We start from the raw sequence: 24,082 nt of genomic DNA on the forward strand, positions 1-24,082 counted from the left end.
TGCTTGCTGTAGCCCGGCCGGCCTCGGACGGCATCATGGTTCGGGGTCGGTTTTTTCCGGCGACAGCGGCGGACCTAGCAGTAGAAGTAGCAGTACCAGCAGTTAGCAGTACGAAGTCTGAAGCAAGAAGTTGTAGTACCTGTACTGAAACCGCGGCGCAAGCCGCGGTTTTTTTTTGCCCGGCCTTGTTGCCCGGCGCAATGAAATCGGCCCAGGATCCGGATGCCTCCAGACCCTGGGCCGAGAACCGCCCCGCGGAGCGGAAATCAGGTCAGGCGATTCAGCTGAAGAATTCCTTGACGCGATCCGTCCAGGACTTGCTTTGCGGCGAGTGGCGATCGCCACCGTCGTTCAGCGAAGCCTCGAACTGGCGCAGGATGTTCTTCTGGTCGTCGCTCAGGCGCACCGGCGTCTCGACCACCACGTGGCAGTACAGGTCGCCCGGATAGCTGCCGCGCACGCCGCGGATGCCCTTGCCGCGCAGGCGGAAGGTCTTGCCGGACTGCGTGCCTTCGGGAATCGAGATCTCGGCCTTGCCGCCCAGCGTCGGCACCTGCAGTTCGCCGCCCAACGCCGCCGTGGTGAACGGAATGGTCAGCTCGCAATGCAGGTCATCCCCATCGCGCTGGAAGATCTTGTGCTGCTTGATGTGGATTTCCACATACAGATCGCCCGGCGGGCCGCCATTGATGCCCGGCTCGCCATTGCCGCTGGAACGGATGCGCATGCCGTCATCGATGCCGGCCGGAATCTTGACCTGCAGGGTCTTGTTGCGGCGGATACGGCCGACGCCATCGCAGGCCGTGCAGGGATCGGTGATTTCCTTGCCGTTGCCATGGCAGGTCGGGCAGGTCTGCTGCACGCTGAAGAAGCCCTGCTGCATGCGCACCGCGCCGGAGCCGCCGCAAGTCCGGCAGGTCTTGGGCGAGGTGCCGGGCTTGGCACCGGATCCATGGCAAGTGTCGCAGTTTTCCCAACTGGGCACACGGATCTCGGTGTCGAAGCCGGCCGCGGCCTGCTCCAACGTGATTTCCAGCGCGTACTTGAGGTCGGCGCCACGATACACCTGCGGACCGCCGCCACGACGGCCACCACCGCCACCGCCGAAAATCTCGCCGAAGATGTCGCCGAAGGCATCGGCGAAGCCGCCGCCCATGCCACCGCCCATGCCGGCGGCGTTGGGATCGACGCCCGCGTGGCCATAGCGGTCGTACGCGGCGCGCTTCTGTTCATCGCCCAGGACCTCATAGGCTTCCTTGGCTTCCTTGAACTTCTCTTCGGCTTCTTTGCTGTCCGGATTGCGATCCGGATGGTATTTCATGGCCAGCTTTCGATAGGCCTTCTTGAGTTCGTCGTCCGAAGCGTTTTTCGCCACGCCCAGGACGTCGTAATAGTCGCGTTTTGCCATGATCGGTGGGCTCGGGAGTGAGCCTTCTTTTCAGTGCTACAGAATGAGTTCGCCCGGTAGGCGGATTTCTCCGGCTACCGGGCGGCAGAGGCAGGTCAGCGCCCGGCCATTATTGGTCGCGCTTGACTTCCTTGAAGTCGGCGTCGACGACGTTGTCGTCCACCGGCTTCGCGTTGTCGGCCGCTTGCTGCTGGCCGGCGGCTTGCTGCGCCTGCATGTCGGCGTACATCTTTTCGCCGAGCTTTTGCGATGCGGTCGACAGGGCTTCCACCTTGGCGTCGATCGCGGCCTTGTCGCCTTCCTTCAGCGTGTCTTCCAGGTCCTTGATGGCGGCTTCGATGCTTTCCTTTTCGGAAGCTTCGAGCTTGTCGCCGTACTCGGTCAACGACTTGCGGGTGGCATGCACCAGCGCATCGGCCTGGTTACGCGACTGGGCCAGTTCGGCAACGCGGTGATCTTCCTCGGCGTTGGCCTCGGCATCCTTGACCATGCGCTGGATCTCGTCTTCCGACAGACCCGAGTTGGCCTTGATGGTGATCTTGTTTTCCTTGCCGGTGCCCTTGTCCTTGGCGGACACGTGCAGGATGCCGTTGGCGTCGATGTCGAACGTGACTTCGATCTGCGGCATGCCGCGCGGCGACGGCGGGATACCTTCGAGGTTGAACTCGCCCAGGGCCTTGTTGCCCGCGGCGATTTCGCGCTCGCCCTGGAACACCTTGATCGTCACGGCCGGCTGGTTGTCGTCGGCGGTCGAGAACGTCTGCGAGAACCGGGTCGGGATCGTGGTGTTCTTCTGGATCATCTTGGTCATGACGCCGCCCAGGGTTTCGATACCCAGGGACAACGGCGTGACGTCCAGCAGCAGCACGTCCTTGCGGTCGCCCGACAGCACGGAGCCCTGGATGGCGGCGCCAGCGGCGACGGCTTCATCGGGGTTCACGTCCTTGCGCGGATCCTTGCCGAAGAATTCCTTCACCTTTTCCTGAACCTTGGGCATGCGGGTCATACCGCCGACCAGGATCACGTCGTCGATGTCCGAAACCTTCACGCCGGCGTCCTTGATGGCCACGCGGCAGGGTTCGATGGTGCGTTCGATCAGTTCCTCGACCAGCGCTTCCAGCTTGGCGCGCGTGATCTTCAGGTTCAAGTGCTTCGGACCGGAGGCGTCGGCCGTGATGTACGGCAGGTTGATCTCGGTCTGTTGGCTCGAGGAAAGCTCGATCTTGGCCTTTTCGGCGGCTTCCTTCAGGCGCTGCAGGGCCAGCACGTCCTTGGACAGGTCGACGCCCTGTTCCTTCTTGAACTCACCGATGATGTAGTCGATGATGCGCTGGTCGAAGTCTTCGCCGCCCAGGAAGGTGTCGCCGTTGGTCGACAGCACTTCGAACTGCTTTTCGCCGTCCACGTCGGCGATCTCGATGATGGACACGTCGAACGTGCCGCCGCCCAGGTCATAGACAGCGATCTTGCGGTCGCCCTTTTCGGTCTTGTCCAGGCCGAACGCCAGCGCCGCGGCGGTGGGTTCGTTGATGATGCGCTTGACTTCCAGGCCGGCGATGCGGCCGGCGTCCTTGGTGGCCTGGCGCTGGCTGTCGTTGAAGTAGGCCGGCACGGTGATGACGGCTTCGGTCACTTCCTCGCCCAGGTAGTCCTCGGCGGTCTTCTTCATCTTGCGCAGCACGTCGGCCGACACTTGGGGAGGCGCCATCTTCTTGCCGCGCACTTCCACCCAGGCGTCGCCGTTGTCGGCCTTGACGATGGCGTAAGGCATCAGGTTGATGTCCTTCTGCACCGCCTTTTCCTCGAACTTGCGGCCGATCAGGCGCTTCACCGCGTACAGGGTGTTCTTGGGGTTGGTCACGGCTTGGCGCTTGGCGGGCGCGCCCACCAGCGTTTCGCCGTCGTCCATGTAGGCGACGATCGACGGAGTGGTACGGGCGCCTTCGGCGTTTTCGATGATCTTGACCTGACCGCCGTCCATGACAGCCACGCAGCTGTTGGTCGTGCCCAGGTCGATGCCAATAATTTTGCTCATGGTCGGGTTACCTTGGATAAATCTGTGAAATTGGAGAGAAATTTCCTGTCCCCACATAACTGGGGCTGCCCGCAGGGTTTTTCAAGACACCTGACTGGAATTTTCCGCCGGTGTTTCCTGCAGGCGCCGGACCGCCGCCGTGAATTGGGGCAATCCGGGCCAACCGGTAATGCGGCCGAGCCGTTTTCCGGCCCGGTAAAACACAAAAGTGGGGACGCCATGCAGGGAAAAGCGCCGGCCGAGGGGTTCATCGGCGTAGACATCGGCTTCGAACCAGCTCAGAGCCAGGCCCAGCAGGGCGTCCTGATGCAGCAGCGCGGCCTGCTTGAAAAGATTGCAGTTATAGCAATCCTGGCCCCACAGGAAGACGCAGCGCAGATCCGATCCCGGCGCCTGAACCACGGCCGCGTCGAATCCCGCGCTGTCGACATGCCGCATGCCGAAAACCGCGAAGACCTGGACCGGGTCGAACCTGGGATCGGTCATGGCGCGCCGTCCGTTCAGCCCTGGCCGGCGGACACCACCACCAGGGCCGGACGCAGCGTGCGATCGGCGATGATGTAGCCCTTTTGCAGCAACTGAACCACCGTGTTGGCGGGCTGTTCGGCCGGAATCGACGAGATCGCCTGGTGCAGGTGCGGATCAAATTTGTCGCCCTGAACCGGCGCGATTTCCTTGAGCAGGTTGCGCTCGAAGGCGGCCGACAGCTGCTTGAGGGTGACCTCGACGCCTTCGCGCAGGGTGTCCACGGTCTGGTCGGCCTGGGCCAGCGCGGCCTCCAGGCTGTCCTTGACCGGCACCAGACTTTCCGCGAACGACTCGATGCCGAACTTGCGTGCCTTGGACACTTCTTCCTGGGCGCGGCGGCGGACGTTCTCGGCTTCGGCGCGCACGCGCAGAAGCTGGTCTTGCTGCTCATTGACGGTAGCCTGGGCCGCGTCCAACTGGGCGCGCAAATCGTTCAGCTCGGCCTGCGCGGCGTCCTGGGCGGCGGGGGCCGCATCGGCGTCTTCGCCGAATCCGGGCGTCTGGTCTACAGGCTCGTTGGGTGCCGTCATGGGGAATCCTCCAAAAAGAATGGCTTTCGCAACCATGAATGGGGGCCAATACCCCTATTTCAAGCCCGGGAAAGCAAATATTCCCCGTCACGGGCCAGCTTTGCGGCGAGATGACGGCGATGGTAAAAACCCCCGATTTTCCTGAAATCCCCCCTCAACATCGGGGATTGGGGCGGAAAATCCCGCCCCCCGGTCATCAGCGGGTCATTTCTTGCCCGGCTGCGCCGGGGCCGGCGCGTCGCTGGCGGGAAAGGTGTCCTTCAGGGCGCGGTCGACTTCAGGGGCGTCATCGGGTTCAGGATTGATGGCGACCGGATCGCTGGCGGGAAAAGTCTCGGCCAGGGCCTCGTCCAGCTCGTGTTCGAGGCGATCCTCGTCCGCCGGGGTGCCGACATCGCCCTTTTTCACAATCTTGTCCGTCTTGGGATCATGGTGCATGCGCCCTCTCCTTCAAGTACGTGGATGTGTGGGCCACCCCTGCAAGTGCCGTTCCACCAGAGTGGCCAACCCCGCGACCCAGGCCGGATCGTCGTTCAGCGCCGGGATGTAACGGAATTGCTTGCCGCCGGCCTCGAGAAAGGCGTCGCGGCACTCCAGGCTGATCTCTTCCAGGGTTTCCAGACAGTCTGCCACAAATCCCGGGCACACCACATCCACCTCGGTGATCCCCGAGGCGGCCAGCGCCTTGAGGGTCGGTTCGGTATAGGGCTCGAGCCAGCGGGCGGTGCCGAAGCGGCTCTGGAAGGTCACTTCGATCTGCTCGCGCGGCAGCGACAGGCGCTGCGACAGCAGCCGCGCGGTCTCCATGCAGTCGCGGTAGTAAGGATCGCCCAGTTCGATGGAATAGCGCGGCAGGCCGTGAAAACTCATGACCAGTTTCTGCGGCTTGCCATGTTCGCGCCAGTGTGCCTCGATGCGGGCGGCGAGCGGATCGAGGTAGGCGGGCTCCTCGTGGAAGCGCTTGATGAAACGCATTTCCGGCTGGTCGCGCAGCCGGCCGGCGTGGCGCGTCACCGCATCGACCACCGTGGCGGTGGTGCTGGCGGCGTACTGCGGATACAGCGGCACGGTCAGGATGCGTTCGCAGCCCTGTGCGCGCAGCCGCGAGATGGCATCGGGAATCGACGGGTTGCCGTAGCGCATGCCCAGCTCCACCACGGCCTCGATACCGGCGGCGGCCAGGGCCGCCCGCACGCCCTCGGCCTGGCGGCGGCTGTAGACCATCAGCGGCGAGCCGTCCTGAAGCCAGATGCCGGCGTAACGCGGCTCCAGCTTCTTGGGGCGCAGCGTCAGCACCAGGCCATGCAGAATCGGCTTCCATAGATAGCGTGGAATCTCGATCACACGCGGATCCGACAGGAACTCGCCCAGGTACTTGCGGATATCCATCCGGCCCGGGGTATCGGGGGTGCCCAGGTTCACCAGCAGCACGCCGACCTTGCCCGGCGCGCGCGGCGGCGGGTCCTCATTGAAGGGGTCGTCCTGCTCGGTTTCGGGCAGGAAGCGTTCAGGCCAGAGATACTTGAACAGGCGAAGAAACACAAAAACTCCCCTTCCTCCGCCAGGAGGATGTCGGTTCGGGTGGGACTACTGATTATGGCTGAGGGCGTTGGACAGCAGGCGCGCCGTGATGTCCACGATCGGGATGACGCGCTCGTAGGCCATGCGGGTCGGGCCGATCACGCCGAGCGTGCCGACCACCTTGCCATCCACGCCATAGGGTGCGGTGATGACAGAGACTTCTTCCATCGGCACCAACTGGGAATCGCCACCGATGTAGATCTGCACCCCCTGGGCGCGGCTGGAAACGTCGAGCAACTGCAGCAGGTCGGTCTTTTTTTCGAACAGCGAAAACATCTTGCGCAGCCGGTCCATGTCGGAGGCGATGTCGGTAACGTCGAGCAGCTTGCGCTCGCCCGAGATGACCACCGCGTCGCCGTCCTCGGCCGCCTCGGCGCTGGCCTCGACCGCCGCCTGCATGAGCCGCGAAATGTCTTCGCGCAACTGCGCCAGTTCGGTGGACAGGGTGCGCCGCACCGCATCGAAGGATTTGCCGGCGAAATGGACATTGAAGAAGTTGCCGGCTTCCAGCAGTTCGGCCTCGGCGTAGTCGCGCTGCACGAACAGGATGCGGTTCTGCACGTCGCCGTCGGGGGTGACAATGATCAGCAACACGCGTTTTTCCGACAGCCGGATGAATTCGATCTGGCGGAACACCTGGGCCCGCTTGGGGGTCAGCACCACGCCGGCGAACTGGGTCAGGTTCGACAGCAGCGCCGCGGCGGCGTTGACCGCGCGGGTGGGTTCGGCCGCGGCCAGCATCTCGCCCATGTTGTGCGGTTCGAGCTGGTAGGACTGCACCGCCAGCAGGGAATCGACGAACATGCGGTAGCCGCGGGGCGTCGGAATGCGCCCGGCAGAGGTGTGCGGGCTGTGGATCAGCCCCAGCTCTTCCAGATCCGCCATGACGTTGCGGATGGTGGCGGGCGACAGATCGAAAACCTTCGATAGCGTCCGCGAGCCGACTGGTTGCCCATCGGCGATATAGCGTTCGATCAACGCTTTCAGTAATGCGCGTGCGCGGTCATCCATAGTGGCTATTTTAGGGAAACTTTTCCAGTTGAGGCGATTTTTGTCCCGCAAGCCGATATGCGGCCCCATATAATCGCCTGACAGGCCCGATTCCGGACCCCTTTCGTTTTTCTGATTGCCTTGCCACCATGCACTTTCCTATCGTCGCGCTGATCGGCAGATACCAGGACACCGGCCTGGCCACTCCGCTAAGGGCGCTCGCCCACGCGCTCAGGCAGGCCGGGCGACAGGTGCTGGTCGACGCCGACACGGCGCGCAACACCGGCCTGACGGAGTATCCGGTCGCCACGTACGAGCAGATTGGCAAGGATGCGTCGCTAGCGGTGGTCATGGGCGGCGACGGCACGGTGCTAGGCGCGGCGCGCCATCTCGCCCCCTACGGCGTGCCGGTGGTCGGCATCAACCACGGCCACCTGGGCTTCATCACCGACATCCCGGTGCAGGACGCGCACGGCGCCCTGACGCGCGTGCTGGAGGGCAATTTCCAGATCGAGGAACGCATGCTGCTCGAAGGCAGCGCCTGGCGCGGCGACCAGAAGATGTACGCGGCCTCGGCGCTGAACGATGTGGTGCTGAACCGGGCCGGACGTGGCGGCATGATCGAAGTGCGCGTCGAACTCGATGGCGCCTTCATGTACACCCAGCGCGCCGACGGCCTGATCATCGCCACGCCCACCGGCTCGACCGCCTACGCGCTGTCGGCCAACGGCCCGATCCTGCACCCCGGCATGAACGCCATGGTGCTGGTGCCGGTGGCGCCGCAGACCCTGTCCAACCGCCCCATCGTCATTCCCGACAGCGGCGTGCTGAACATGACGCTCACCGCCATGGGCCGCGTCGAGGTCGGCGCCAGCGTGCATTTCGACATGCAGACCTGGTCCGACCTGCAACCCGGCGACCGCATCGTCGTGCAGCGCGCACCCTACACTATCCGCTTCGTGCATCCGGAAGGCTACAGCTTCTTTTCCACCCTGCGCCGCAAGCTGCACTGGAACCTGATGCCGCAGGCCACCGACAACGTAGAGTAGTAAGCGCCCCGACATGCTGCGCACCCTGCACATCCGCGACTTCGTCATCGTCGAGCAGACCGAGATCCATTTCGGCCCTGGCTTCACCGTCTTCTCCGGCGAGACCGGAGCGGGCAAATCCATCCTCATCGACGCGCTCGCGCTGGCGCTGGGCGAGCGCGGCGACGTCAGCGTGCTGCGCGAAGGCGCCGCGCGCGCCGACATCACCGCCGTCTTCGACACCCCGCCGGCACTGCGCGCCTGGCTGGCCGAACGCGAATTCGACGCCGACGAGGAACTGGCGCTGCGCCGCGTGATCGACGCGCAGGGCCGCAGCCGCGCCTACATCAACGGCACCCCCGCCACCGTCACGCAATTGCGCGAACTGGGCGACAGCCTGGTCGACATCCATGGCCAGCACGCGCACCAGAGCCTGATGCGCCCCGAGGCCCAGCGCGACCTGCTGGACGCCCACGGCGGCCACGGCGAACTGCGCCACGCGGTCGCGCAAGCCTGGAAGCAATGGCGCGGGTTGGCACGCCAACTGGAATTGGCCGAAAAGGACGCCGCCGGCCTGGCCGCCGAGCGCGAGCGGCTGCAATGGCAGGTCGATGAACTCGATCGCCTCGGCCTCGCGCCGGACGAATGGGATGCGCTGCAATCCGAACACACCCGCCTGTCGCATTCGCAGTCGCTGCTGGACGGCGCCACGCAGATCCTCGACGCCCTCGACGGCGAAGGCGATTCGGCCCATCACCGCCTGACCTCGGCCAACCACCGCCTCCAGCAAATGCTGCGGCACGACCCCGGCCTGCAGGGCATCCACGACGAACTCGAATCCGCGCGCATCGCCATCAGCGAAGCCGTATCCGACCTGAACAACTACGTCAGCCGCGTCGATCTCGACCCGCAGCGCCTGGCCAACGTCGAGGCACGCCTGAGCGCGGTGTTCGAGACCGCCCGCAAGTTCCGCACCGAACCCGAGGCGCTGTGCCAACTGCGCGATCGCCTGCACGCCGAACTGTCGGCCCTGCAGGCGGCCGCCGATATCGACGCGTTGCGCGCCCAGGCGCAGACGGCGCAATCGCAATACGAAGCCGCCGCCGCCAAGCTCACGACGGCGCGCCGCAAGGTCGCCAAGGATCTCGGCAAGCAGGTCACACAGGCGATGCAGACGCTGGCCATGCAGGGGGGCAAGTTCGAACCCACGCTGGCGGCGGCCGCGCCGTCGGCCCATGGCAACGAGCAGGTCGAATTCCTGGTCGCGGGCCACGCCGGCACCACGCCGCGCCCACTGGCCAAAGTCGCCTCGGGCGGTGAACTGTCGCGCATCTCGCTGGCGCTATCGGTCATCGCCAGCCGCGCGGCGCGCGTGCCCACCCTGATTTTCGACGAGGTCGACAGCGGCGTCGGCGGCGCGGTGGCCGAAGCCGTGGGCAAGCTGTTGCGCGAGCTGGGCGAACGCCACCAGGTGCTGTGCGTCACCCACCTGCCGCAGGTCGCGGCCTGCGGCAACAGCCAGTTCCTGGTCAGCAAGACCGAATCGCGCGGCACCACCCGCTCGCGCATCGAGGAACTGGATGAGACCGCCCGGGTCGAGGAAATCGCCCGCATGCTGGGCGGCATCACGCTCACCGCCACCACCCGTGAGCACGCCCGCGAAATGCTGGAAGGCTTCGGCCGCGCGCCGGCCTGAGACGGACGCCCAACCACCGCCGGCCATCCCCCCAAGTCCCCCGGGGCTGCCACGCGCCGGACCGCGATCTCGCCGTGCCGGAGTCCGTCCGGCAATAAAAAAAGCCCCTTCCTGAAGAAGGGGCTTTTGCCTTCACCGCGCCGCGGCGAGCGCTGCCACGGCCCGGCGCGACGGGCGCTCAGCGGCCTTTCAGGCAGCTGCCGCAGATGCCGTACAGCACCATGGCGTGGCTTTCCAGCGCGAAACCGTTGTCCTTGGCGATCTTTTGCTGACGCTTTTCGATATCCGGATCGGAGAATTCGACCACCTTGCCGCAATTGGTGCAGATCAGGTGGTCGTGGTGGTCGCCGTCGTTCAGTTCGAACACGGCCTTGCCGCTGTCGAACTGGCTGCGGGCGAGGATGCCGGCCTGTTCGAACTGGGTCAGGACGCGATAGACGGTAGCCAGGCCGATTTCGACGTTTTCGCCGATCAATGCCCGGTAGACGTCTTCGGCGCTGAGGTGGCGCTGATCCGACTTGCGGAAGATATCAAGAATTTTCAGGCGCGGGAACGTCGCCTTCAAACCCATGTTTTTCAGTTCGCTTTGGTCGCTCATGGTGTAATCGCTCTCCGTCCGCGTGGGCATGGGCAAGGATACTCGGTAACCGCGAGCCGGCCCCCCAGAATTCCTGCCGCCCCGCAGAACTATCCTTATGAAACCTTTATGATAACGGTTTTGTCTGCTTCCAAATAATAGGGGCGCGTAGTGTCCATGATTGCACGAATTCCTTCCCGCTCGCTCAAGACCGGTTTGGCCATCGCCGCCCTGGCCGTCGCCCTCGCCGGCTGCACGGGGGACAAGTGGGGCTTCCCCTACAAGGCCGGTGTCCAGCAAGGCAACTGGATCACCCAGGAACAGGTCGCGCTGCTCCAGCCGGGCATGACGCGCGAGCAAGTGCGCTTCGCGCTGGGCAGCCCCACGCTGACCAGCGTGCTGCACGCCAACCGCTGGGACTATCCCTACTACTACAAGCCCGGCTACGGCGAAGCCCAGGAACGCAAGTTCACGGTCTGGTTCGAGAACGACCGGCTGACCCGCTGGGAAGGCGACAAACAGCCCGACCTGCAGCCCTACCAGATCAACACGCCCAGCGCCGCCGCCGATGAAAAGGCCGACAAGCGCCTGAGCGAAGACGAGGCCCGGCTCAAGCAGGAAGAAGAGCTGAAAAAGCGTGACGCCGCCGCCCCCACCAGCCCGATGAACCAATACCCCGGCCAGCCCGGCAACGCGCCCGAGCCGCTGCGCTAACCCCAAGGATTTTCTTCATGCGTATTGCTATCGCCGGCGCCAGCGGCCGTATGGGCCAGATGCTGATCGACGCCGTCCTGAAGGCCGACGGCCTGCAACTGGCGGTCGCGCTCGACCGCCAGGGCTCGGCCTCGCTGGGCCAGGACGCGGGCGCGCCGCTGGGCCAACAGACCGGCGTCGCCATCACCGACGACCTGGCGGCGCTGGCCAACGCCGACTGCCTGATCGATTTCACCCGCCCCGAGGGCACGCTGGAACACCTGCAGACCTGCGCCAGGCTGGGTGTGAAAGCCGTCATCGGCACCACCGGGTTCGATGACAACGGCCGCGCCGCCATCGAAGTGGCCGCGCAGAAAACCGCCATCGTGTTCGCGCCCAACATGAGCGTGGGCGTGAACGCCACGCTCAAGCTGCTGGACATGGCCGCCCGCATCCTGAATTCGGGCTATGACGTGGAGATCTTCGAGGCGCACCACCGCAACAAGGTCGATGCCCCCTCGGGCACCGCGCTCAAGATGGGCGAAACCATCGCCTCGGCCTGGGACGTGGCCCTGCCAGACGTGGCCACCTGGAGCCGCCATGGCGACACCGGCGTGCGCAAGCCGGGCACGATTGGCTTCTCGGTGCTGCGCGGCGGCGACATCGTCGGCGACCATACCGTGTCGTTCTGCGGCATCGGCGAACGCATCGAGATCACCCACCGCTCGGCCAGCCGCGCCACTTACGCCGAAGGCGCCCTGCGTGCGGCGCGCTTCCTGCAAGACAAGCACAACGGCCTGTACGACATGCAGGCGGTGCTGGGGCTCTGAGCTGACAGCCCCCTATGAAAAAGGATCCGCCAGGCTAATGCCAGTCGGTTAAGAACTGACTGGCATTAGCCGCCAGGGTTCTTTTTCATTTGTCGCGCCTGGCGTTCACACCACCACCGGCTCGGGCTCCAGCGCCACGCCATAGCGATCCGCGACCGCATCCTGGATCGCGCGCGCCAGCGCCATGATGTCGGCGGCGGTGGCGCCGCCACGATTGACCAGCACCAGCGCCTGACGGTCATGCACGCCCGCCGCGCCCAGGGCGCGCCCCTTCCAGCCGCACTGATCGATCAACCAGCCGGCCGCCAGTTTGTAGCGGCCGTCGGGCTGCGGGTACGACACCAGGCCGGGGTAACGCGCCGCCAGCGCGTCGCGCTGCGCAGCCGGCACGATAGGGTTCTTGAAGAAGCTGCCGGCATTGCCCGTGACCGCCGGATCCGGCAACTTGGCGCGCCGGATTTCGCAGACCGCTTCGAAAATGGCGCGCGCCGACGGCTCGGCCGCGGCCAGCCCCGGATGGCGTTGCAGGTCGGGATAACCCAGCACCGGCCGCCAAGGCCGCGGCAGGCGCAGGCGCACCGCCACGATCACCCAACTGCCGGCCGGCCGATGCTTGAACACGCTGTCGCGATAGGCGAAACGGCACTCGGCGGCACTCATCTCGACATAACGACCCGCGCGCACATCCCAGGCCGTCAGGCTGTCGAAACGGTCGGCCAGCTCGACGCCGTAGGCGCCGATATTCTGCACCGGCGCGGCGCCTACCGTGCCGGGAATCAGCGCCAGGTTTTCCAGTCCGTCCCAGCCCTGCCGCACGCACTCGGCGACGACGCCATGCCAGGGCTCGCCCGCCGCCGCTTCCACCAGCCAGGCGTCGGGCTCGGCCCGCAGCAGACGCACCCCACGCAGCGCCACCCGCGCCACCAGGCCCGGCACAACTTCAGGCAGCACCAGATTGCTGCCGCCCCCCAGCACCAGCAGGCCGGCATGGCGCCCGGCAAGCACGGACAGCGCCGGCAATTGCGCAACATCGTCCAGGGTCACGCAAGCCTGGGCCGAGGACGCCAGGCCCAGGGTATTGAGCGCGGAAAGATCCTGTGGCGCGGGAATCAATGCGGGCGCCGTAGCGGGGGAATTTGACATGGATACTACCGGGTGTGCTATATTTTCTGTCTTCGCTCATATTACTTGATTGAGCTTGCCAGCCTGCATCATGCCGGTAAAGCCAAGCGCCTGACGCGATCCGCAGCCCCGGCCCCCCGACGGCAAGCACGATCGAAAAAAATCATGTAGAATGCGCGCCTTCTGATCGATAACCAAGTTGATCGGGCAACCGCGAAAGCGGTTGGCAATAAGAAATGGTTTGCATCTGGCAACCGTGGTCATTCCACTGCCAGGCCTTGCGGACCCATGCGGGAGTAGCTCAGTTGGTAGAGCGCAACCTTGCCAAGGTTGAGGTCGCGAGTTCGAGACTCGTCTCCCGCTCCAGAATTTTCCGGGCAGCCTTCTGTGCTACCTGATTGAACCAAGGCCTGAGGGCCTGAACCAAGGGCCCTTTTTTCATTTCCGCGTGTGTGCGCCGGACGCCCTCAAACCTGCCGTCCGTTGCGAATACGCCGACCACACGGACTTCTTCCAACCCGTTCACACCGCGCACCTGGCGGTGCTGTTGCCGGAGGTTGCCGACTACCTGCGCCTGCCGCCCGGCGCAAGGTTCATCAGCGACAACCCGGGCTACGAAGACGCGTGGCTGGAACCCTGAGCGGACAGCGCGGCAGGCTGGCGCCGACACGTTGCGAAATACGTTGCGATGTCCGCCCGCGCCCGCGCACGGGCCGCCTCCAGCGCCTGCCCGCCCATGGCGGTACCCTCCACCGAGAAGAAAACCAGGTTTTTCAGCCCGATGGTGGCCAGCGCCGCTTTCAAGTACGGCGTCAGGAAATCCGGCTGGCGCGCGTCCGGCCCGGAAAACAGGCCGCCCGACGAGACCGCCACGAGCACCGGCCGGTCGGCCAGCACGCCGATCTTGCCTTCACGCGTCACGCTGAACGTGCTGCGCACCCGCACCACGTGATCGATCCAGGCTTTCAGCGCCGAGGGCACGGTGTAGTTGTGCATCGGCGTGGCGATGACGACATGATCGGCATCGGCCAGGGATTGGATCAATCGATCGGACTGGCGCAACGATCCGCGCGGCTCGCCGTCCGGAGCCGTGGGCGAACCCAACGCGCGGGCGTATTCGGCATCGACATGTGTCAATCGGTTGGCGTCGATCTCGACGACATGGCGAGCGCATTCGGCGCCGGACCGCACCAAGCCATCGATGAGGCTCTGCGACAACCGATAGCTTTCGGAATCCGCGCCGCGCGGGCTGCAGGTCAAACGCAGGACGCTCATGCCGCTTGCTCGTCGAGGACTTTGCTGAAGCGCATCGCGCCGGTCAGCAGCCCTTGGCGGAAATAGAAGCGCTGCGCCAGCGCGTTGGCCAGGCCGGTGTCCAGCACCAGCTTGGCGCAGCCAGCCTCGCGCGCCATGCGTTCAAGCGCCTGCAACAGCCTGGCGCCATGGCGCGCGCCGCGGCTGCGCTCCGTCACGACCAGGTCATCCACGTAAAGAAACCGCCCGTAGATCAGGTTCTCTTGGTAGCGGTAGCCGGCCAGCGCAACGGGCGCGCCATCGTCCCACACCGCAAGCAGGGCGTAGCTGTCGGCGCGCATGCGCGCCACGCGGTCGGCGAAATCGGCTTCACCGCTCAGGTGCGGGCGCAACTGCCGCATGACCGGGAAGCAGGCGCGCAACGCCTCGGCGGTTTCGATATGGCGGATTTCCTGGTGACTCATGGGTTCTGTCCTGATCGGGCCTCCCGCCGCAATGGCAGGAGCAGGCCTCATGCTAGGCAACCCATGCCATAATTTAAAGAACCATAAATTGATATTTTGACTAGGCCATGACGTCTCCGCCCATCGCCAGCCTGCCACCCGCAGCAGGTGACGAGCCGCTATACCGGCAAGTCTATGACCGTTTCCGCGGCGCCATCGCTCAGGGCACGCTGCGGCCCGGCGACCGGATTCCCTCGGCGCGCGCGCTCGCCAAGGAACTGGGCGTGGCGCGCGGCACGATCGAGATGGCGTACTCGCTGCTGCACGCCGAAGGTTACGTGCAACCTCGGGGCCAGGCCGGAACCATCGTCACGCCCGGCCTGCAGGCCCAACCGCCGGCCAGCACGCCGCCGCCGCAGAAACCGCCGCCGACTGACCCCGACACCTGGCGCCAGCCGCCGACGCTGCTGCCATTCCAGATGGGCCTGCCCGCGCTGGACGCGTTTCCGCGCAAGATCTGGGCGCGGCTCGGCGCCCGGCATCTGCGCGCCATGCAGGCGGCCGATCTGTCCTATCCGCCCGCCGACGGCCTGCCCGCGCTACGCACCGCCATCGCCGCGCATCTGCAAGTGGCGCGCGGCATCCATTGCACGCCGGCGCAGGTCTTCATCACCTCGGGCTATCGCGAAAGCCTGAACCTGGTGATCCAGGCCCTGCTGCACCCCGGCGACCAGGTCTGGGTCGAAGACCCGGGCTACCCGCCCACGCGCGAACTGCTCACGCACTCGGGACTGGCATTGGCGCCGGTGGCGGTCGACGCCGAAGGCATCGTGGTGGCGCAAGGCATCGCACAAGCGCCGACGGCCCGCGCCGCGATCGTGACGCCGGCGCACCAGAGTCCGCTGAGCGTGACACTGTCGCTGACTCGGCGCCAGGCATTGCTGGACTGGGCCGAGCGCCAACAGCGCTGGATCGTGGAAGACGACTATGACGGCGAATACCGTTACGTGAGCCGGCCGCTGCCGGCCCTCAAGAGCCTGGATCGCCACGGCCGCGTGCTCTACGCGGGCACCTTCAGCAAGGTAATGTTCCCGGGTATCCGGCTGGCCTACCTGGTGGTGCCGCCGGCACAGGTCCGGCGCTTCGAGGATGTCAATCGTGTGCTGGGCAACGGCATCCCGGGCCTGACCCAGGCGCTGGTCGCCACATTCATGAGCGAGGGACATTTCGCGCGCCACATCCAACGCATGCGGCGGCTTTACGCGGAACGCCGCAATGCCACGGCGGCGGGGCTGTCGAAGGTGTTCGGCCCCGACATGCCGATCCATCCACAGCCGGGCGGCATGCACCTGCTGGTACGGATGAAGGGCCACCACACCGACCGCGCGCTGGCCCAGCGCATGATCGAGCATGGCATCTATGCGCACGCCCTGTCGCGCTGGACCACCGCCGCGCCGTGCGGCTCGGGCCTGTTGATGAGCTTCACCAACATCGAATCGCAGGAACGCGCCGAGCAGCTCGGCCGCCGCATCCTGGAACTGATGTAGCCGACCGGCGCCGCCGCAACGACCGGCCTAGTGCAGGCCGGCCTGATCCAGGCCGAAATCCGCATCCGCCGAACCCGGCTCGGTACGGAAGGCGACATTCAAGCGGTTCCAGCCGTTGATGCCGACCACCAGGAAAGTCAGGTCCGAGATTTCCTCTTCGGACAACTGGCCGCGCACTTGCTCGTACACCGCGTCGGACACGCCGTGCGGATGCAGCACAGTCAATGCCTCGGTCCACTCCAACGCGGCGCGTTCGCGCGCACTGAACAAGGGCGACTCGCGCCAGATGGCGATATGGTGCAGCCGCAGCTCGCGCTCGCCGCCGATCTTGGCCTGCTTGACGTGCATGTCCAGGCAAAAGCCGCAGCCGTTGATCTGCGACGCACGGATGGTCACCAGGTCGTTGAACTCCTTGATGACGGCCTTCTTCTTCAGCGCGGCACTGAAATCGAGGTAATGCTTGGACAGTGGGGCGGAAACCTGGAAATAATTCAGACGCTGACTCATTTGGAACCTACCTATCTTGGATTCTGGGAGGAAGCGCGGACGACATCGCCGCATGACCAAATAGTGCCGCCCGCGGCCCGCGCCAAAAAGCGCCAAGAAACGCAATTCGGGATGGGCCATGATGGCGATGACCGACCACATCCTTGCCGGGGCAGCCGCGTGCGCGTTGACCCGCGCATGAATTGCTGTATACTCACGCCTCTTCAAAGCAGTACCCGCGCGGGAGTAGCTCAGTTGGTAGAGCGCAACCTTGCCAAGGTTGAGGTCGCGAGTTCGAGACTCGTCTCCCGCTCCAATCGATGCGCCGTTTCCTGAACGTCGCCGCATCACTGGAACCGCCGCCGGATCGCAACGGCGCAGCCCTCACGACGAATTCCTGTCGACGCCCCCCCCAAGTGTTCATGGCCCCGCTGCACGCAGCATGTCCACCGGCGTTTGCGCGCATGGCGCGTCTGCCGGATTGCGGCGCGCCTTTTGCGCGCTCCGGCAACTTTTTTGCGGCGAAGACGGGCAAGCCCACACAAGTCCTAAAAACTGTGTATAATCGCTGTCTTTGGTGGACGCGGCCTCTTTCAGAACGTGTCAAACATGCCGGCTCGCAGCAAGAAATTTCTGCAAGATGGCGATACACCAAACGCAGTGCCCATGCGGGAGTAGCTCAGTTGGTAGAGCGCAACCTTGCCAAGGTTGAGGTCGCGAGTTCGAGACTCGTCTCCCGCTCCAAATACAAAAAGGAAGCAACGGCCAACACCGCGCTTCCTTTTTTCTTGAAGTGCTGGCGCAATGGCAGAGTGGTTATGCAGCGGATTGCAAATCCGTGTACGTCGGTTCGATTCCGGCTTGCGCCTCCAGTATTTCTTCCTCCTGCATCTCGTTACCCATCCCTACGCCCGGTCAATCGATTGATTGCTAAGGTGACGCCGTTTTCATCAGACGACGACCCCATGCATAACAATCAAACATCGCAGCGCGTCCGCCCCACCCTGCTCGCCCTGTCCGCCGCCACGCTGATGGCGCTGACGCCATTGGCCGCCGAGGCCGATTCCGACCGCCACCACCCTCATCACCGCCATGGCCGCGGCGAGTATAAAGAGAAGTACTGGGACGGCGCGTGCAAAGTCGAGCGCAAGTGGAAGCGCAATGGCGACTACAGCGAAAAGCGCAAATGCCGCGACGACTACCGCTACGGCTATGCCCCCCAGCCCGTGCTGGTGCCGGCGCTACCCGCGCCCGCCATCGTCATCAACCCGCCGCCCATCATCATCCGCCCCTGACCATGGATCCTTCGGTGAAAGACGCCATCGCCCGCTGGCCCGACGTCCCGGCGGTGTTCGGGTGGCTGTCGCTGGATGCGCGCGGCCGCTGGCGCCTGCATCCGCAGGGACAGGCCGCGCAGGGCGGCGCCGGCGAGTCCATCACCAATGCCCAGATTCTGGGCTTCATCAACCGCAACTACGAACACGACGACGCGGGCCGCTGGTTTTTCCAGAACGGCCCGCAGCGCGTTTTCCTGCGCTTGGACGCGGCGCCTTACGTGCTGCGGCTGGACGACGATGGCCAAGCGCTGCGCACGCACACCGACATGCCGGTGACCGCCATCCGCGAGTGGTGGCTGGACGACGCCGGCCAGTTGTACGCCACGACCGCGCAGGGGCCGGGCATCGTGCTGGACCGCGACCTGGCGCCGCTGATGGAACGGCTGGTGACGGCGGACGGCAAGCCGTTGCTGGAGTCGCTGGCGCCTCTGCACGCGGCGCAACCGTTGCGCATCGCGCTGCCGGGTATCTATGCCGCCGCGCCGCTGCGGCTGATCGAGCGTGAGGCGATAGCGGCAACGCTGGGCTTCCAGGCCAATCCCGCGCCCTAGCGGCGGGGCGCCGTCACGACACCGGCCTCAGAACATGCCGTTGCCGTTGGCGGACTGCTCCGGTATCGGCTGGACCACGTCCCAATGCTCGACGATCCTGCCCTTTTCCAGACGGAAGATATCGATGATGGCGTTGCCGCGCGTGCCGGGCTCGCGCACCGCGTGCACATGCAGGATCACGTAGTCGCCATCGGTGAAGACGCGCTTGATCTCGCTTCTGGACTGCGGATACTTGTCGCGCAGGAAGGCCACGAACTTGCGAAAGCCCTCGGGCCCGTCGGCGGCGTTCGGATTGTGCTGCACATAGCGATCGCCCAGGTATCGCAGGGCGGCATCCGCGTCTTTCTGGTTCAGGCCCTGCTCGTAGAAGGCGAGCACGGCCGCCTTGTTGGCGGCCTCTTGTTCGGGCGAGGCCTGGACGGCCGGCGACAGGATGGCGGCGCACAAGGCGGCACCGAGAATACGCGTGATGAACGACATGGAATCTCCAGAAAAGCCGAGGCGGCCGGCCCATTCTAGGGGCCGGCCGCCTCGCGGACGAGGTCCAATGCGGCAGACAGTTTGATGCGCGCGGCGATCAGCCGCCGCGCCCGCTCTTGAGCAGCGCGTACTTGCCATCACCCAGCAGCGCCAGCGCCACGGCCGCCACCACCAGGAAAATCGGATACTCCCAGCCGCCGCCCGGATTGCTGAAACCCCAGCCATTGCCAAAGTGCACGGTCGAGGCCACGAACAATTGCACGGCGGCAATCACGGCAATCCAGCGCGGCCACACCCCGAGGATCAGCAACACGCCGGCGCCGATCTCGAAGAAAGTCACCGGATAGGCCAGCCAACCGGCAAAGCCGATTTTGGCGAAGAACTGCGCGGTGCCGGGCAGCGTGAACACCAGCAGCTTGGTCAGCCCATGGGCCAGGAACATCACGCCCAGCGCGATGCGTAGCAAAAGCGCGGCATACGGCGCGGTACGGGTATCGATCATTACATTCTCCGTGAGCGAATCGCCCGGGACGGGAAGATTCTTCATGACCGCTATTCTTGCGATTCCAAAAACAAAGATAAACCTGCAAAATCGCAACTTATTGTTCCCCATTAGGAAACAATCGTGGACACCCATACCGCCATGCAGACCTATGCCCGGGTCGTGGAACTGGGCTCATTCGCCGCCGCCGCGGACAAAATGGGCCAGGCGCGTTCCGTGGTCACGCGGCAAATCGCCTTCCTGGAAGAGAAGTACGGCGTGCGGCTGCTGAACCGCACCACCCGCAAGCTCAGCATGACGGATGCGGGCCGCGCTTTCTATGAGCGCGTCCGGCCGATCCTGGCCGAAGTGGCCGACCTGGAACAGTCATTGCAGGCCGAGGGCCAGGCGCCGAGCGGCCGCCTGCGTGTGAGCGCGCCGGTATCGTTCGGCATCCTGCACCTGGGACCGGCCATCGCCGAATACCTGCTGCGCTATCCGGAGGTGACTATCGACCTGGATCTGAACGACCGCGTGGTCGATCTGGTCGAGGACGGCTTTGACGTCGCGGTGCGCATCGGCCCGCTGCAGGACTCCTCGCTGGTGGCGCGGCCGCTGGCGCCTCAGCAACTGCTGGTGTGCGCGGCCCCCGCCTACCTGGCGCGCCATGGCGTGCCGCGCACACCCGAAGACCTGAAACAGCACCGCTGCCTGCACTACGCCTACGCCAGCACCGGCAACGAATGGCATTTCGAGAAAGACGGCATCACCCACCTGGTGCGGGTCAACGCCGCCCTGCGCGCCAACAACGGTGACGTGCTGCGCACGGCCGCCCTGGCCGGGCATGGCGTGATCCTGCAACCGGAGTTCCTGGTGGGCGAAGACGTACGCAGCGGCCGCCTGACCGCCTTGCTGCAGGACTACGCCCACACCCCGATTTCGATGTATGCCGCCTATCCGCACCGGCGCTTCCTGTCGCCCAAGGTGCGCTCGTTCGTCGAGCATCTGGAAGCGCGTTTCGGCAGCGCCGCGCCAGCGGTCCCCGCCCGGCGCGCCAGCCGGCGCCGCAGCCGTTAGAATCGTACCCATGACCGCCAAAACGCCCCTCGAATACTTCCCCGCGCCACGCCGTGCAAACTTCTGCAGCCAGTGCGGCTCGCCCGTGAATCGCCGGGTGCCGGAGGGCGACAATCGCGAGCGCGACATCTGCGACCACTGCGGCGCGATCCACTACCAGAATCCGCGCTTGGTGGTCGGCACGGTGCCGGTGCTGGACAACCGCGTGCTGCTGTGCCGGCGCGCGATCGAACCGCGCTACAACACCTGGACGCTGCCGGCCGGCTTCATGGAACTGGGCGAGAGCACCGCGCAAGGCGCCGGCCGCGAAACGCTGGAGGAATCCGGCGCGCGCATCCGTCTGGGCGACATCTACACCATCATCGACGTGCCGCAGATCGAACAGGTGCATGTGTTCTACCTGGCCGAGGTGCTGGGCCCCGAGCTCGATCCCGGCCCGGAAAGCCTGGAAGCCCGCTTCTACGACGAGGCCGAGATTCCCTGGGACGACCTGGCGTTCCGCACCGTGGCGACCACGCTGCAACGCTACTTCGAGGACCGCAAGCGCGGCACGTTCGGCCCTCACCACTACACCCTAGAATCGCACCGTTGAAGCTGCCCTGGCTTGCCGCAGACACGCCCTTTCCGCCTGCCGAGTTCGCCCTGACGGACCCGGACGGCCTGCTGGCGGCAGGCGCCGACCTGTCGACGCCGCGCCTGATCCAGGCCTATTCCAACGGCATCTTCCCCTGGTATTCCGAGGGCGAGCCGATCCTGTGGTGGAGCCCGAACCCACGCATGGTGCTGGCCTGCCAGGACTTCGCGCCCTCGCACTCGCTGCGCAAACAACTGCGACAGATCGCCAGCCACGAACACGAGGCCGCGCCCCGCATCGAAGTCCGGGTCGATACGGCCTTCGCCAGCGTGATGGCGCAATGCGCCGCCCCGCGCGACGGCCAGGCGGGCACCTGGATCACCGCCGCGATGCAGCAGGCCTATCGCGCCTGGCATGACGCGGGCTACGTCCACAGCATCGAAACCTGGATCGACGGCGAACTGGCCGGCGGACTGTATGGCATCAACCTGGGCCGCATGTTCTTCGGCGAATCGATGTTCACGCGGGTGCCCAATGCCTCCAAGATCGCGCTGGCGTATCTGGTGCGCTACCTGAACGCACAGGGCGTGCAGTGGATCGACTGCCAGCAACAGACCCGCCACCTGGCCAGCCTGGGCGCGCGACCAGTGCCGCGCACGCGGTTCCTGGAGCACGTGCGCGCCGCCACCGCGGAACCCGCCCTCGCCTGGGCGCCCGGCAGGCTGGACAGCGCGGGCCGGCTGATTGCCCGGACGGCCTGACCGCGCCGCGGGGGCCGCATGCATTCGCGGGTTAGGCGTTAATATGTACGCATCCCCGTCACCGACCTGGCGCCGGACACCGGGTCTTCACATGAGCCAGCTAAAAGAACTTCCCTTCTCCACGCTGCAGTTCTACGCAACCGCGCCCTATCCCTGCAGCTACCTGCCGGGACGCCAGGCGCGGTCGCAGGTGGCCGCGCCCGGCCACCTGATCAACGCCGGCACCTACTCGCAACTGGTCGAGCAGGGCTTTCGCCGCAGCGGCCTGTTCACCTACCGCCCGCACTGCGACAACTGCCACGCCTGTGTGCCGGTGCGGGTGGACACCGCCGGCTTCGCCCCCAACCGCAGCCAGCGCCGCGCCTGGCGCGACCACCGCACCCTGCAGTCGTTCGTGGCCGAGTTGGCCTGGTCGCCCGAGCACTACCGGCTCTACACCCGCTACCAGCAGGGGCGCCATCCGGGCGGCGGCATGGACGAGGACAGCCGCACCCAGTACGCGCAATTCCTGCTGACCAGCCGCGTCAACACCCGGCTGGTGGAATTCCGCGATCCTGGCGGCGTGCTGATGATGGTCTCCATCATCGACGTGCTCGACGACGGCCTATCGTCCGTGTACACCTTCTACGATCCCGACGTGCCGGGCAGCCTGGGCACCTACAGCATCCTCTGGCAGATCGAACAGTGCCGCACGCTCAACCTGCCCTGGCTCTATCTGGGCTACTGGATCGCGGACAGCCGGAAAATGTCGTACAAGGCCAGCTTCCATCCCGCCCAATACCTGGTGGCCGGCGCCTGGGGCGAGCCCCCCGCGCCGGCCACGCCCGCCCCCGGGGCCTGATCCGCGCCGGGCGCCGCCCGCGGGGCCGGCCAAAGACGCTTTACAATCCCGCTCCATGTCGATCCTCTTCCACGCCTATCCCCTGGCCCGCCCGGCGCTGTTCGCCATGGACGCGGAAACCGCCCACGAAGTCACCCTGTCGGGACTGCAGCGGGCCTACGAATGCGGCGCCACGCGCAAGCTGCTGCACGCACAGCCCAAGGCGCCCTGCACCCTGATGGGCCTGCAACTGGCCAATCCCATCGGGCTGGCGGCGGGGTTGGACAAGAACGGCGCCTATATCGACGCCCTCGGCAACCTGGGCTTCGGTTTCGTCGAGGTCGGCACGGTGACGCCGCGCGCGCAGCCGGGCAACCCCAAGCCGCGCATGTTCCGGCTGCCGCGCGCCAACGCGCTGATCAACCGGCTGGGCTTCAACAACCAGGGCCTGGACGCTTTCCTGGGCAATGTGCAGCGCAGCCAATGGCGCAAGCAGGGTGGCATCCTGGGCCTGAACATCGGCAAGAACGCAGACACGCCCATCGAACGCGCCGCCGACGACTACCTGATCGGCCTGGCCGGCGTCTACCCGCACGCCGACTACGTGACGGTGAACATCTCGTCGCCCAATACCAAGAACCTGCGCGCGCTGCAGGGTGGCGACGAGCTCTCGGCGTTGCTGGCGCAACTGGCTGACAAGCGCCGCGCGCTGGAAGACCAGCACCAGCGCCGCGTGCCGATGGCGGTCAAGATCGCCCCCGACCTGACTCCGGAACAAATCGACGCCATTGCCGATATCCTGCCGCGCCATGGCATCGACGCTGTCATCGCCACCAACACCACGCTGTCGCGCGACGCCGTTGCCGGCATGGCGCACGCCGAGGAAGCAGGCGGCCTGTCCGGCGCGCCCGTGCACGAACTGTCGCTGGCGGTGATCCGCCGCCTCAAGGAGCGGCTGGGCGACAGCCTGGCGATCATTGGCGTGGGCGGCGTGCTGTCGGGCCGGCAGGCCCGTGAAAAGATGCAGGCGGGCGCCGACGCGGTGCAGCTCTATACCGGCCTGATCTATCGCGGCCCGGCCCTGGTGGGCGAATGCGTGCGGGCGGTCGCCCGCTGAGCGCGGATCCGCCGCCCCTCCCGGCGCTGACTGCCCGCCACGACGCCGCGAATCGCGCGGCGGCTTCGCAGGCGCGATGCCAGTCCACAGCACGGGCAAAAAAAGAGGCCACCCCGAAGGGTGGCCCTAATTCCAG

General features: G+C 65.7%; 27 protein-coding genes and 4 tRNA genes. 17 read left to right on the plus strand and 14 right to left on the minus strand.

Translation table 11 applies throughout. The annotated features are described in order from the left end of the window. Positions 1–280 precede the first annotated feature (280 nt). The 7 genes from dnaJ to hrcA all read right to left on the minus strand — a co-directional run bounded on the left by dnaJ (position 281) and on the right by hrcA (position 7,093). On the minus strand, positions 281–1,408 hold the full coding sequence (gene dnaJ, locus ACN6O8_RS24620; protein ID WP_049071732.1) for a molecular chaperone DnaJ: 1,128 nt from the start codon (positions 1,406–1,408) through the stop codon (positions 281–283). 109 nt (positions 1,409–1,517) lie between these two features. Beyond that, positions 1,518–3,443 carry a molecular chaperone DnaK gene (dnaK, locus tag ACN6O8_RS24625; protein WP_427993596.1) on the minus strand — a complete coding sequence of 642 codons (1,926 nt, stop codon included), beginning with the start codon at positions 3,441–3,443 and terminating at the stop codon, positions 1,518–1,520. 81 nt (positions 3,444–3,524) lie between these two features. Next, the gene (locus ACN6O8_RS24630; RefSeq protein WP_427993597.1) at positions 3,525–3,929 is read right to left on the minus strand and encodes a thioredoxin family protein; all 405 of its coding nucleotides are present in this window, start codon (positions 3,927–3,929) and stop codon (positions 3,525–3,527) included. A 14-nt stretch (positions 3,930–3,943) separates the two neighbouring features. Beyond that, positions 3,944–4,501 carry a nucleotide exchange factor GrpE gene (gene grpE, locus ACN6O8_RS24635; protein WP_427993598.1) on the minus strand — a complete coding sequence of 186 codons (558 nt, stop codon included), beginning with the start codon at positions 4,499–4,501 and terminating at the stop codon, positions 3,944–3,946. Positions 4,502–4,705: 204 nt separating this feature from the next. Further along, positions 4,706–4,939, minus strand: coding sequence for a hypothetical protein (locus ACN6O8_RS24640; protein WP_427993599.1), 234 nt, complete (start codon positions 4,937–4,939; stop codon positions 4,706–4,708). 12 nt (positions 4,940–4,951) lie between these two features. Continuing rightward, a complete protein-coding gene (gene hemH / locus ACN6O8_RS24645) occupies positions 4,952–6,043 on the minus strand; it encodes a ferrochelatase (RefSeq protein WP_427993600.1) in 1,092 nt (363 codons plus the stop codon). A gap of 45 nt (positions 6,044–6,088) precedes the next feature. Then, entirely contained in the window at positions 6,089–7,093 is a 1,005-nt protein-coding gene (hrcA, locus tag ACN6O8_RS24650; RefSeq protein WP_427993601.1) for a heat-inducible transcriptional repressor HrcA, read from the minus strand. Between the two features lie 128 nt (positions 7,094–7,221). Between hrcA and ACN6O8_RS24655 the strand changes: the two genes are divergently transcribed. Both ACN6O8_RS24655 and recN read left to right on the plus strand, forming a co-directional pair. Beyond that, entirely contained in the window at positions 7,222–8,121 is a 900-nt protein-coding gene (locus tag ACN6O8_RS24655; protein WP_427993602.1) for an NAD kinase, read from the plus strand. Positions 8,122–8,134: 13 nt separating this feature from the next. Next, on the plus strand, positions 8,135–9,796 hold the full coding sequence (gene recN, locus ACN6O8_RS24660; RefSeq protein ID WP_427993603.1) for a DNA repair protein RecN: 1,662 nt from the start codon (positions 8,135–8,137) through the stop codon (positions 9,794–9,796). A 178-nt stretch (positions 9,797–9,974) separates the two neighbouring features. Here recN and fur read toward each other — a convergent pair whose 3' ends face one another. Then, complete coding sequence (gene fur, locus ACN6O8_RS24665; RefSeq protein ID WP_006223539.1) at positions 9,975–10,394, minus strand: ferric iron uptake transcriptional regulator; 420 nt, start codon at positions 10,392–10,394, stop codon at positions 9,975–9,977. Positions 10,395–10,550: 156 nt separating this feature from the next. Between fur and ACN6O8_RS24670 the strand changes: the two genes are divergently transcribed. Together ACN6O8_RS24670 and dapB are read left to right on the plus strand one after the other, a co-directional pair. After that, a complete protein-coding gene (locus tag ACN6O8_RS24670; RefSeq protein ID WP_427993604.1) occupies positions 10,551–11,087 on the plus strand; it encodes an outer membrane protein assembly factor BamE in 537 nt (178 codons plus the stop codon). Positions 11,088–11,104: 17 nt separating this feature from the next. Beyond that, a complete protein-coding gene (gene dapB, locus ACN6O8_RS24675) occupies positions 11,105–11,896 on the plus strand; it encodes a 4-hydroxy-tetrahydrodipicolinate reductase (protein WP_427993605.1) in 792 nt (263 codons plus the stop codon). A gap of 105 nt (positions 11,897–12,001) precedes the next feature. On the opposite strand, the gene murB is transcribed toward dapB, so the two are convergent. After that, positions 12,002–13,039 (minus strand): UDP-N-acetylmuramate dehydrogenase, encoded by a 1,038-nt coding sequence (gene murB / locus ACN6O8_RS24680; protein ID WP_427993606.1) that lies wholly within the window; start codon positions 13,037–13,039, stop codon positions 12,002–12,004. Positions 13,040–13,308: 269 nt separating this feature from the next. Between murB and ACN6O8_RS24685 the strand changes: the two genes are divergently transcribed. Both ACN6O8_RS24685 and ACN6O8_RS24690 read left to right on the plus strand, forming a co-directional pair. Continuing rightward, positions 13,309–13,384 (plus strand) — tRNA-Gly (locus ACN6O8_RS24685). Positions 13,385–13,466: 82 nt separating this feature from the next. Further along, entirely contained in the window at positions 13,467–13,658 is a 192-nt protein-coding gene (locus ACN6O8_RS24690) for an immunity protein Imm33 domain-containing protein (RefSeq protein ID WP_427993607.1), read from the plus strand. Here the strand turns inward: ACN6O8_RS24690 and ACN6O8_RS24695 are convergent. Continuing rightward, complete coding sequence (locus ACN6O8_RS24695; RefSeq protein WP_427993608.1) at positions 13,631–14,293, minus strand: FMN-dependent NADH-azoreductase; 663 nt, start codon at positions 14,291–14,293, stop codon at positions 13,631–13,633. The two genes, ACN6O8_RS24690 and ACN6O8_RS24695, sit on opposite strands and share 28 nt — an antisense overlap. Then, on the minus strand, positions 14,290–14,736 hold the full coding sequence (locus ACN6O8_RS24700; RefSeq protein WP_427993609.1) for a GNAT family N-acetyltransferase: 447 nt from the start codon (positions 14,734–14,736) through the stop codon (positions 14,290–14,292). Before ACN6O8_RS24700 ends, ACN6O8_RS24695 begins: the two co-directional genes overlap by 4 nt. A gap of 107 nt (positions 14,737–14,843) precedes the next feature. On the opposite strand from ACN6O8_RS24700, the gene ACN6O8_RS24705 reads away from it, so the two are divergent. Continuing rightward, entirely contained in the window at positions 14,844–16,262 is a 1,419-nt protein-coding gene (locus ACN6O8_RS24705) for a PLP-dependent aminotransferase family protein (RefSeq protein WP_427993610.1), read from the plus strand. Between the two features lie 27 nt (positions 16,263–16,289). On the opposite strand, the gene ACN6O8_RS24710 is transcribed toward ACN6O8_RS24705, so the two are convergent. Further along, complete coding sequence (locus ACN6O8_RS24710) at positions 16,290–16,769, minus strand: carboxymuconolactone decarboxylase family protein (protein ID WP_427993611.1); 480 nt, start codon at positions 16,767–16,769, stop codon at positions 16,290–16,292. Positions 16,770–16,988: 219 nt separating this feature from the next. On the opposite strand from ACN6O8_RS24710, the gene ACN6O8_RS24715 reads away from it, so the two are divergent. From ACN6O8_RS24715 to ACN6O8_RS24735, 5 genes are all read left to right on the plus strand, one after another. Then, a tRNA-Gly gene (locus ACN6O8_RS24715) sits at positions 16,989–17,064 on the plus strand. Positions 17,065–17,416: 352 nt separating this feature from the next. Further along, positions 17,417–17,492: transfer RNA gene (locus tag ACN6O8_RS24720), tRNA-Gly, on the plus strand. A 54-nt stretch (positions 17,493–17,546) separates the two neighbouring features. Next, positions 17,547–17,620 (plus strand) — tRNA-Cys (locus ACN6O8_RS24725). Between the two features lie 93 nt (positions 17,621–17,713). Then, positions 17,714–18,043, plus strand: coding sequence for a hypothetical protein (locus tag ACN6O8_RS24730; RefSeq protein WP_427993612.1), 330 nt, complete (start codon positions 17,714–17,716; stop codon positions 18,041–18,043). A 2-nt stretch (positions 18,044–18,045) separates the two neighbouring features. After that, positions 18,046–18,636, plus strand: a complete 591-nt coding sequence (locus ACN6O8_RS24735) for a DUF2946 family protein (protein WP_427993613.1) — start codon at positions 18,046–18,048, stop codon at positions 18,634–18,636. Positions 18,637–18,663: 27 nt separating this feature from the next. Here ACN6O8_RS24735 and ACN6O8_RS24740 read toward each other — a convergent pair whose 3' ends face one another. Both ACN6O8_RS24740 and ACN6O8_RS24745 read right to left on the minus strand, forming a co-directional pair. Beyond that, complete coding sequence (locus ACN6O8_RS24740; protein ID WP_427993614.1) at positions 18,664–19,116, minus strand: nuclear transport factor 2 family protein; 453 nt, start codon at positions 19,114–19,116, stop codon at positions 18,664–18,666. Positions 19,117–19,213: 97 nt separating this feature from the next. Beyond that, the gene (locus tag ACN6O8_RS24745) at positions 19,214–19,618 is read right to left on the minus strand and encodes a DoxX family protein (protein WP_427993615.1); all 405 of its coding nucleotides are present in this window, start codon (positions 19,616–19,618) and stop codon (positions 19,214–19,216) included. A gap of 123 nt (positions 19,619–19,741) precedes the next feature. Here ACN6O8_RS24745 and ACN6O8_RS24750 point away from each other — a divergent pair, with 123 nt between their 5' ends. The 5 genes from ACN6O8_RS24750 (at position 19,742) to ACN6O8_RS24770 (ending at position 23,946) form a co-directional block, all read left to right on the plus strand. Next, positions 19,742–20,674: a LysR family transcriptional regulator gene (locus tag ACN6O8_RS24750; RefSeq protein WP_427993616.1), complete on the plus strand. Its 933-nt coding sequence runs from the start codon at positions 19,742–19,744 to the stop codon at positions 20,672–20,674. A gap of 10 nt (positions 20,675–20,684) precedes the next feature. After that, complete coding sequence (locus ACN6O8_RS24755; RefSeq protein ID WP_427993617.1) at positions 20,685–21,266, plus strand: NUDIX hydrolase; 582 nt, start codon at positions 20,685–20,687, stop codon at positions 21,264–21,266. Further along, positions 21,263–22,009 carry a leucyl/phenylalanyl-tRNA--protein transferase gene (gene aat, locus ACN6O8_RS24760; RefSeq protein ID WP_427993618.1) on the plus strand — a complete coding sequence of 249 codons (747 nt, stop codon included), beginning with the start codon at positions 21,263–21,265 and terminating at the stop codon, positions 22,007–22,009. The genes ACN6O8_RS24755 and aat overlap by 4 nt, the downstream gene beginning before the upstream one ends. A gap of 91 nt (positions 22,010–22,100) precedes the next feature. Continuing rightward, positions 22,101–22,850, plus strand: coding sequence for an arginyltransferase (locus ACN6O8_RS24765; protein ID WP_427993619.1), 750 nt, complete (start codon positions 22,101–22,103; stop codon positions 22,848–22,850). A 55-nt stretch (positions 22,851–22,905) separates the two neighbouring features. Continuing rightward, complete coding sequence (locus ACN6O8_RS24770) at positions 22,906–23,946, plus strand: quinone-dependent dihydroorotate dehydrogenase (protein ID WP_427993620.1); 1,041 nt, start codon at positions 22,906–22,908, stop codon at positions 23,944–23,946. The last annotated feature ends 136 nt before the right edge of the window (positions 23,947–24,082 follow it).

It is taken from the genome of Achromobacter sp., from assembly GCF_050285565.1.
GTDB lineage: Bacteria > Pseudomonadota > Gammaproteobacteria > Burkholderiales > Burkholderiaceae_B > Achromobacter.